10 protein-coding genes are annotated in these 8,348 nt (G+C 64.4%); 1 reads left to right on the top strand and 9 read right to left on the bottom strand.

The window, feature by feature from the left end:
• From tssF to tssA, 9 genes are all read right to left on the bottom strand, one after another.
• A partial coding sequence (gene tssF / locus N7333_RS23025; RefSeq protein ID WP_279859436.1) for a type VI secretion system baseplate subunit TssF occupies positions 1-1,369 on the bottom strand: 1,369 nt, incomplete at its 3' end.
• Complete coding sequence (tssE, locus tag N7333_RS23020) at positions 1,366-1,878, bottom strand: type VI secretion system baseplate subunit TssE (RefSeq protein ID WP_003244997.1); 513 nt, start codon at positions 1,876-1,878, stop codon at positions 1,366-1,368. The genes tssE and tssF, both read right to left, overlap by 4 nt.
• Positions 1,879-1,880: 2 nt before the next feature.
• Positions 1,881-2,666, bottom strand: a complete 786-nt coding sequence (locus N7333_RS23015) for a type VI secretion system accessory protein TagJ (RefSeq protein WP_273264398.1) — start codon at positions 2,664-2,666, stop codon at positions 1,881-1,883.
• A gap of 46 nt (positions 2,667-2,712) precedes the next feature.
• The gene (locus tag N7333_RS23010) at positions 2,713-3,159 is read right to left on the bottom strand and encodes a hypothetical protein (protein ID WP_096826502.1); all 447 of its coding nucleotides are present in this window, start codon (positions 3,157-3,159) and stop codon (positions 2,713-2,715) included.
• Positions 3,156-3,587 (bottom strand): type VI secretion system amidase effector protein Tae4, encoded by a 432-nt coding sequence (locus N7333_RS23005; protein WP_003245003.1) that lies wholly within the window; start codon positions 3,585-3,587, stop codon positions 3,156-3,158. The genes N7333_RS23010 and N7333_RS23005 overlap by 4 nt, the downstream gene beginning before the upstream one ends.
• A 73-nt stretch (positions 3,588-3,660) precedes the next feature.
• Positions 3,661-4,149, bottom strand: coding sequence for a type VI secretion system tube protein Hcp (locus N7333_RS23000; protein ID WP_003245004.1), 489 nt, complete (start codon positions 4,147-4,149; stop codon positions 3,661-3,663).
• A 76-nt stretch (positions 4,150-4,225) separates the two neighbouring features.
• Positions 4,226-5,722 carry a type VI secretion system contractile sheath large subunit gene (gene tssC, locus N7333_RS22995; protein ID WP_012018664.1) on the bottom strand — a complete coding sequence of 499 codons (1,497 nt, stop codon included), beginning with the start codon at positions 5,720-5,722 and terminating at the stop codon, positions 4,226-4,228.
• Positions 5,723-5,737: 15 nt separating this feature from the next.
• The gene (tssB, locus tag N7333_RS22990; protein WP_129482648.1) at positions 5,738-6,253 is read right to left on the bottom strand and encodes a type VI secretion system contractile sheath small subunit; all 516 of its coding nucleotides are present in this window, start codon (positions 6,251-6,253) and stop codon (positions 5,738-5,740) included.
• 63 nt (positions 6,254-6,316) lie between these two features.
• The gene (gene tssA / locus N7333_RS22985; protein WP_129482649.1) at positions 6,317-7,339 is read right to left on the bottom strand and encodes a type VI secretion system protein TssA; all 1,023 of its coding nucleotides are present in this window, start codon (positions 7,337-7,339) and stop codon (positions 6,317-6,319) included.
• A gap of 375 nt (positions 7,340-7,714) precedes the next feature.
• Here tssA and tagH point away from each other — a divergent pair.
• The coding region (tagH, locus tag N7333_RS22980; protein ID WP_279859435.1) for a type VI secretion system-associated FHA domain protein TagH at positions 7,715-8,348 on the top strand (634 nt) is incomplete at its 3' end.

Genomic DNA, 8,348 nt, shown 5'->3' with positions numbered 1-8,348 from the left:
AATCGCTCTTGCCGGTGCCCACCGGCATCAGCAGCGGCAGGTCGCGGTTGGTGCACAGGGCGCCAATGCCCAGCTGGCGCAGGTCATGTCGATACGGCGCCTGGTTGACGTCCACCAGCGAAACGAAGGTTTCGCTGCCCACGTAGGTGGAACGCGGCCCGCGCCGCCGCGCCTGGCTGGACAGCCGGCGTGCCTCGCGGCGCACCACGTAATAGGCCTGCTCGCGGCCATAGCGGGCCGGGTCACGAATGGCGTAGAACGGCTGGAAGGGTTGCTCGGGACCGCTGCCGTGGCCGCTGACCTGGGTCAGCGAGTGCACCTCGAAGTCCAGCGGGCGGGTGCGGTCGGCGATTACCTGATACTCATGCACGCGGTCGCTCAAGTGGATGCGGTCGGCGCGACGGGGAAACAGGTTGATCGCCGGGGTGCAGAAGGGCACGAACTGCGCGGCCGATACCGAGCCTTCCAGGCTGGCATCGAGGCGGTTGAACAGCACCACCAGCTCCAGCTCCTGGGTCGCGCAACGAGCCACGCCGCGCAGCAGACCGCTGAACTCGACGAACAGGAAACGGTTGGGCAGGGCGAAGTACTCCTGCAACAGGCGGTAGCCCTGGAAGGCGCGCGGCACAACGGGCAGCACCGCATCCTTGTCGTCGAAGCCGCGCGCCTGGATGCAGCTCAGCGGCAGGCGCTCGGCCCATTCGCCGTCGACGCTCTTGATGAACAGGGCGCAGGCATTGCCCAGCAGTTGCTCATACAGGCGAAACGGCTGCTCGTCCGCCCCAGCGAGAAACAGCGGCAGGCTGTCCAGCGCCAGGGCCTTGAAGGGCATGCCGGCGCCACATTTGAGACGAATGCGCAGGCCGGCCTTGGCCCTGGGTTCTGCCGCGGCCAGGCGGCCCAGGGCGGTGGCCGGGTTGCCGAAGTACTCGGCGCGGCTGACCTCCAGCGGCCACAGCGTCACGTCATGGCTGGTGCGGTATTCGCAGGCGGTCTGTTCCTCGTGCCCCAGCTGGCCTCGCAGCGCAGCGCCGCGCTCGATCCGGAAACCACTGGCCAGCGAGCCTTCGTCCGGGTCGGCGCACAGCTGCACCACAGTCACCGACGGCGTCGGCGCCAGGTAGTGGGGGTAGGCGATTTCCAGCAGGTTATGGGTGAAGGTGGGGTATTCGGCGTCCAGTTTCAGATGGACACGGGCGGTGAGGTAGGCGAAACCCTCCAGCAGTCTTTCGACATAGGGGTCGGCGCAATCGATGCCGGACAGCGTCAGGCGACTGGCGATCTTGGGGAACTCGGCGGCGAACTCCGCCGCGCTTTCGCGGATGTGCTGCAGCTCCTGGTTGTAATAGTCGAGCAGGCGCGGGTTCATGAGCGCCTCCTGCCATCGACCGGGGCGACCTTGATGTGCCCGGTTTCCAGGTCGAGATCGGTGGACAGCAGCAGGCGCAGCGGCACCGGCTCGGCCCACAGGTCGGCCTCGATCTCGAAGCTCAGGGCGTTGTGGTTCATCTCGTCGCTCTGCAGTTGCGCACGCACCCGCAGCGAGCCCTTGAGCAGACGCGGCTCATAGGTCTCGATGATTTCCGTCAGCACGCTCTCGACCAGCTGCACGTCGATGCTCGAAGCGGTGTGGCCGGACAGCGGCGGCAGACCGAAATTGATCACCGAGCTGCCGGCCGGCATCTGCGCGGCGCTCTCGCTGTCGAGCAGGGCCGTGGTATTGAGCAGCCAGGCCAGGTCGCGCAGCACCGAGGCCTTGAGCTGGTTCTGGTTCATCACCCGGCGTTCGGCGCTTTCCTTCGGGTTGTGGGGATCGTCGTCGGTGAGACGATCGAGCAGCGAAGGTTGCAAGCGCTCCTGCAGAGTCAGCTCGGCCATCGTCAGGCTGCTCCTGCGCCGAAGGTCAGGCTGCGCAGCTCGAACAACGCGGTATCGCCCAGGTCAGTGGCGAACAGCCGCTGGCCGATGGGTAGGCCGTTGTCGAGCCAGTCCAGCTTGCGTGCCAGGCGCGCCGCGTCATCGCCGAGTTGGACCGTGTCGGGATAACGGCTGGGAATCAGCGCCACGGTGCTGCCGCCGTTGCGCAGGGTCAGCTCGGCGGGCATCCACACCAGGTCGCGCAGATCGCTGGGCGCCTCGCACGTCAGGCTGGCGATGTTCTCCATCGGCAGCCAGACGTAGCGGCCATTGACGATCAGCTCCAGCACCGGGCCGAGTCGCGGGTCGGCATCGGCGCACCAGGCGAAGGCTTCGCCATTGAGTTCCCCAGGTACCGCCGGTGCGGCTTCGAAGGCCTGATCGCGCAGCGCCTGTGCTGCCTCGGCATGGCCCCGCGCATCCACTTGCAGCGCCTGGATCAGGGGCGCCAGCCAGGGCGCGGGTTCGCCCAGCAGCACCGGTGTCAGACGTCCGGCGAATACTTCGGCACGTAGCGCCTCGCATTCCAGCGCCGAGCGGTAGGTCTGCACCATGGCCAGGGTGGAGGCGTCCAGCTCGCCTGCCACCTTCAACTGGTTCTGCGCGCGGCTCCATTGCCCGAGCACCGCCAGCAGCTGGAACAGGAACACGCGCAACGACGCATTGGACGGCTGCGCCCGCACCTGATCCTGCAGCGCGTTGAGCGCCTCATCGAGCTTGCCGGCACGTAGCAGTTCATCGGCGTTCATCACTGCATCCTTCATTCATGCACCGCGCGGGTGCGGGTAGGTCTTGTCAGGAACCCTGAGCCGCGGCCTCGAACAGGCCGATGAAGACTTTCTCGTCCCACTGAAAGGGCGGGCAGGCGGCAACCCGGCTGACCACCGTGGAAGCCTCCAGCCCCTGTTCGGTCGTCCTGATCGCCTGCAAGGTGGTGTCACAGTCGCGGCTGGGCGGCTCATCCGGCTCGCTGCTTTCCACCAGCAGCACCTGGGTGCTGCCCACCTGCTGCGTGCGCAACCTGCCCTGCGGGTCGCGGTGGAACTGGCAGGGCCACTTGAGCAGCAGGTCTAGTTCGCCGTCTTCGCCGATCAGTCGGCACTGCCCGGCGTGGTCCTGCAGCTGCAGCCTCTGCTCGCTGAACAGGGCCTGGGTGGCGCTGTCGGCAGCCGACTGGGCGCAGGCAGCCAGGCTCAGGCACATCAGGCCGGCAAGGCTTGCCGAAAGTGGCGTCGCTTTCATGTCAGCTCCCAGAACCAGACCTGGGCGGCGTGGTTGGCCGGGTCGTCGTAGGTCTTGGTACGGCCGCGGTTCCACAGGTCGATGTGATCGCCCGTGGCCGTGGTTTCGCCGCTGCGGGTGAAGCAGTCCTTGAAGAAGATGATGCCGGTCTTCTCGTTGACCTGACGCTTGGCCAGCGCCCCGTCGGTGAAGACGGTCGGCCGGCCGAGATGATGACGCCACAGCCAGTTGGCGAGGGACTCCGCCCCGCGCGCATGGCCGTGACTGCAACGCGGCTCGGAATAGGTCTGGCGATCCACGCGGATGCTCCGCTCCGCGTTGAGGGTGATGCTCAGGCGGATCGCACATTGATTTTCCCATCCCCCGTCGCAGGGATGACTCTCCGTGGGATAGCTGCTCCACAAGTTGATGAAAGCAGGGCGGGCCATTGTCGAAACTCCTTTCGCGCATGACCGGGTTTGAAATTACCCACCCCGAGTTCCTGCTCGGGGTGGGCTGCGTTCATACCTTGACGTTCTCGCGGATGTTCCAGCCGTACTTGACCGGGCCTCCATCCTTGGCACCATCGGCTTTCTGCGGCTGGTAGTCGACCAGCACCTGGGCGAAGTTGAGCGAGACGTTCTCGGTCAGGCGATCCTCGCCGCCGCTGCCGCCGGTGCTGACGGAGGACACCAGGACTTCCTTGAGGGTGATGATCAGGTACTCCACCGGTGATTCGCCACCGGCCTTGCGCACCGTCAGCTTGGCTTCCGGGAAGTGCTTGCCGTTGGAACACGCCATCATCAGGTTGGGTGAGGACTTGTCGATCCACTTGGTGATCGAGATGTCCTGAATGCTGACCTTGCCGGCACCGCCACCACCGCCCTGGTGCATGTTGCCGCTCTGCGACATGCCCCAGCTCCATGCCAGTACGTCGATTTCCTTTCCGTGGGTCTTGTCGGCGGATTCGCCTTCGAGATCGCCGATCTTGATGAACATATCAACAGCCATCATGCCTCCTTGGTGGCTAGCGCCACACTATGCAGAACGATGCCCTCCCAGGCGGCGGGCACCCGTGTTGGATGAATCAAGCGCCCTTGGCCGAGGGCAGTTTCGACACCAGGCGCAACGACACGGTGAGCCCTTCCAGCTGGTAATGCGGCCGCAGGAAGAACTTCGAGCTGTAGTACCCGGGGTTGCCTTCGATTTCCTCGACCACGACCTCGGCCGCCGCCAGCGGGTGTTGCGCCTTGGTGGTCTCGGTGGAGTGGGCGGGATCGCCATCGACGTAGTTGAGGATCCAGTCCTGCAGCCAGCGCTGCATGTCGTCCTTCTCCTTGAACGAGCCGATCTTGTCGCGAACGATGCATTTCAGGTAATGCGCGAAGCGGCAGGTGGCGAACAGGTAGGGCAGGCGCGCGGCGAGGTTGGCGTTGGCGGTCGCGTCGGGATCGTCGTACTCGGCCGGCTTCTGCAACGACTGCGCACCGATGAACGCGGCCAGGTCGGTGTTCTTCTTGTGCAGCAGGGGCATGAAGCCATTCTTCGCCAGCTCGGCCTCGCGGCGGTCGGAAATGGCGATCTCGGTGGGGCACTTCATGTCCACGCCACCGTCGTCGGTGGGGAAGGTGTGGGCGGGCAGGTTGGTCACCTCGCCGCCGGACTCCACGCCGCGGATGCGCGAGCACCAGCCGTAGAGCTTGAACGAGCGGTTGATGTTCACCGCCATGGCGTAGGCCGAGTTGGCCCAGGTGTACTTGCTGCTGTCGGCGCCGCTGGTGTCCTCCTCGAAGGCAAAGGCATCGACCGGATCGGTCTTGGCCCCGTAAGGCAGGCGGGCGAGGAAGCGCGGCATGGTCAGGCCGATGTAGCGGGCATCCTCGGACTCGCGCAGCGAGCGCCAGGCGGCGTATTCGGGGGTGGTGAAGATCTTGGTCAGGTCACGCGGGTTGGACAGCTCCTGCCAGGAGCCCATGCCCATGACCGTGGGCGATGCCGCCGAAATGAACGGCGCGTGCATGGCCGCGCAGACCTTGGACAGTTCGGTGAGCAGTTCCACGTCCGGCGGCGACTGGTCGAAGTAGTAATCGCCGACCAGACAGCCGTAGGGTTCGCCGCCGAACTGGCCGTATTCCTCTTCGTACATCTTCTTGAAGATCGGGCTCTGGTCCCAGGCGGTGCCCTTGAACTTCTTCAGGGTCTTGTGCAGCTCGCCCTTGGAGATGCTCATCACGCGGATCTTCAGCTGCTCGTCGGTCTCGGTGTTGTTGACCAGGTAGCTCAGCCCGCGCCAGGCGCTCTCCAGTTGCTGGAAGTCCTGATGGTGCATGATCAGGTTGATCTGCTCGGTGAGCTTGGCGTCGATGGCCGCGATGATCGACTCGATGGACTTGATCGCATCGTTGGAGATCAGGTCGGTCTTTGCCAGCGCATGTTCGGCCAGGGTGCGCACTGCGGTTTCCACCGCCTCGCGGGCGCGCTCGGTCTTGGGTTTGAATTCCTGCAGGAGGAGGGCGGCGAAGTCGCCGCCTTCTGCGGTAGCAGTCCCGGCCTGGGCCTGCTGTTCGGTCATCGTCTCGGCCATGGTCTGCGTCCTCTATCAGCTCTGCGGCTCGGAATCGGTCGGTTTCGGTGCACTGGCCAGCGCCTGCAGCAGGGCCGGATCCTTGATCGCCTTCATGATCATTTCCTCGGCACCGGTCTTGCCGTCCATGTAGGTCAGGAGGTTGGCCAGCTGGGTGCGGGCTTCGAGCAGTTGATTGAGGGCATCGACCTTGCGCGCCACGGCGGCGGGGCTGAAGTCGTCCATGCTCTCGAAGGTGATGTCGAGGCTGAGGTTGCCTTCACCGCTGAGGGTGTTGGGCACGTTGAAGGCGACGCGCGGTTTCATCGCCTTGAGCCGGGAGTCGAAGTTGTCCACGTCGATCTCCAGGAACTTGCGGTCAGCTACCGCCGGCAGCGGCTCGGCGGGCTTGCCCGCGAGATCGGCCATCACCCCCATGACGAAGGGCAGCTGGACCTTCTTCTCCGCGCCGTAGAGCTCCACGTCGTACTCGATCTGCACCCGTGGAGCACGGTTGCGAGCGATGAATTTCTGGCTGCTGGGGTTGGCCATCTTGTTCCTCCTGCGCTGCGGTTGCGGCTGTAGTGCTGTGAATGGGAAAAGTGCTCAGCAGAGCTATTCGCCCTCCGGTCCCCGGAAGCGTTCGAACTGGGAAAAGCCGTCCGGGATCAGGTTGCGCACGATGGTGGCGAAGTCGGCGTTGACCAGGGTCTTGGCACGGTTGAGCAGCACCGGAACCGGGCTGGAGGGCTCGTGCCTGGCGTAATAGGCGAGGATGCGGTCGAGCGCCTTGAGCACATCGTCGCGATGGTTGATCTCGCCGCTCGGGCGCGGCGCCGAGGCACTGACGGCTGCGACTTCGCCTGGCTCGGCGGGCGCAGGCTGCTCGGAGCTGGCCTGCTCGCCGCCTGCGGCGGGCGCATGCTCGTTGACGATGTGCACGGCGTGGCGCAACAGCTGCTTGATCGCGCCGAGTTCGGCTCCGCGATCGGAGCCCACGCGCTCGTTGACTTCGCGCTCGATGCCCTGCAGCGCCGCCTGGGCGGCCGTGATCGCGGCGCGACAGGCCTCGACCTGTTCCGCGTCGCTGTCGCGAAAGGCGCCGCCGACCTGCTCGAGGCTCATGCTCTCGCTGGTGAAGCGCTGCAGCCCGCTGGCATTGAGCGCTGCACGCAGGGTGACGGTGCCGAAGGCGCGTGAACGGATCAGCGGCATGTCCCACAGCAGACGCACCACCGGTTCGGCGCTGATGCCGGCCAGGGCGTTGATGCGGAAGGTGGGGTCGTTGTCGTCGTCGGCGTCCAGCACGGGGTGAAGGCTGTCCCAGAACTGCTGCAGCAACGCCTGGATCAATTGCAGCGCCTGGGCCAGGCCGGCGACGCCGTCCAGCACGATGCTGCTCTGCAGGTAGTAATTGGCGATGCGCAGGTCCTTGCTGCGTGCGAACAGTGCTGCGCTCTGCTCACGGACCTGGCGCCAGTCCGGCGGCTCGGCAGGCAATACCGAGTCGCCCATCTGACGTTCGGGTTGGCCTTGTGCGGTGCGCTCCAGTTCGAGAAAAGCGGCGTCGTATTCGAGGTCATCCCCGCTCGGCGAGTCGGGTGAGATGGCAGTCAAAAGCTGTTGTACGTCCACCACAATGGGTGATCTCCATATCAGACCTGCCGCAGCAGGTAATGCCTTCAGACCGAACGCTGGACTACATCCGCATCCTGCGAATTACGTTCGATACGGCGAGGTGAAACCGACTTCGCCAGCGGTTGGTTAGAGCAAGTCTTGGCAGTGTTTTGTTGTTGTCAAGAAATTGGCCATTTGTCACGACGAAGTGTCAGGCGAAAGAAGATAGGCGACCTGAAAAATTTTATTTAGCTTCTTTTGCTATATATGTAATCGCAAAAAAGCACATTCAAAGTGTTACTTGTGAACAACACTCTTCGACTTTGCCAGACCTATACTCAGGTCTCTCGTTGGGTAAACGCGAAGTTCAGTCGCGATGATTTGCAAGGAGCTTGAATGCCACTGCGTCTGACCATCACCAGTTATCACAAGCTGACACCCGGGCAGCGCGCGGAGGTGGAACTCGACCAGGGAGAGCTCAAAATCGGGCGTAATCAGGACAATGACTGGGTTCTGCCGGACCCCGAGCGCCTGGTTTCCGGACAACACTGCGTGATCCAGTTTCGCGGTGGCACCTACTATCTGACCGACACCAGCACCAATGGCGTGCAACTGGTCAACGCGGGCATCCGGATGCATCGCGGCAACAGCGAACCGCTGCACGATGGCGAGCTGATTCGCCTCGGTGAATACGACATTCTGGTGCATCTGAGCAGCGCCAATTTTTCGACAGAAACGCCGGTGATGGCCAATAGCGATCCCTTCACCGGCTTCGATGCGCTCATGAGTCGCCAGGGCGGCAGCGCTGCGGTTTTCCCCGAACCGGCAGCGCCTTCCACCTTCTCGGTGCAGATGCAGCCCGGCGGTTCGCCACTGGATACCAAACCGGATCTGTTCGATTTTCTCGCCGCGCCGGCAGTACCGCCGCCCACCTTGCCGGACCATGTGCCGGCCGAGCGTCACGACTTTCGCCCACCGCAGCCGCAACAACCGCCGCAGGCACCGGCTGCGGATGCCCCAGCCGTGTCGT

The sequence above is a fragment of the Pseudomonas sp. GD04158 genome, from assembly GCF_029834875.1.
Lineage (GTDB): Bacteria > Pseudomonadota > Gammaproteobacteria > Pseudomonadales > Pseudomonadaceae > Aquipseudomonas > Aquipseudomonas hydrolytica.
Note: the sequence above shows the minus strand (reverse complement) of the source record. Positions and strands in the feature narration are given on the sequence as shown.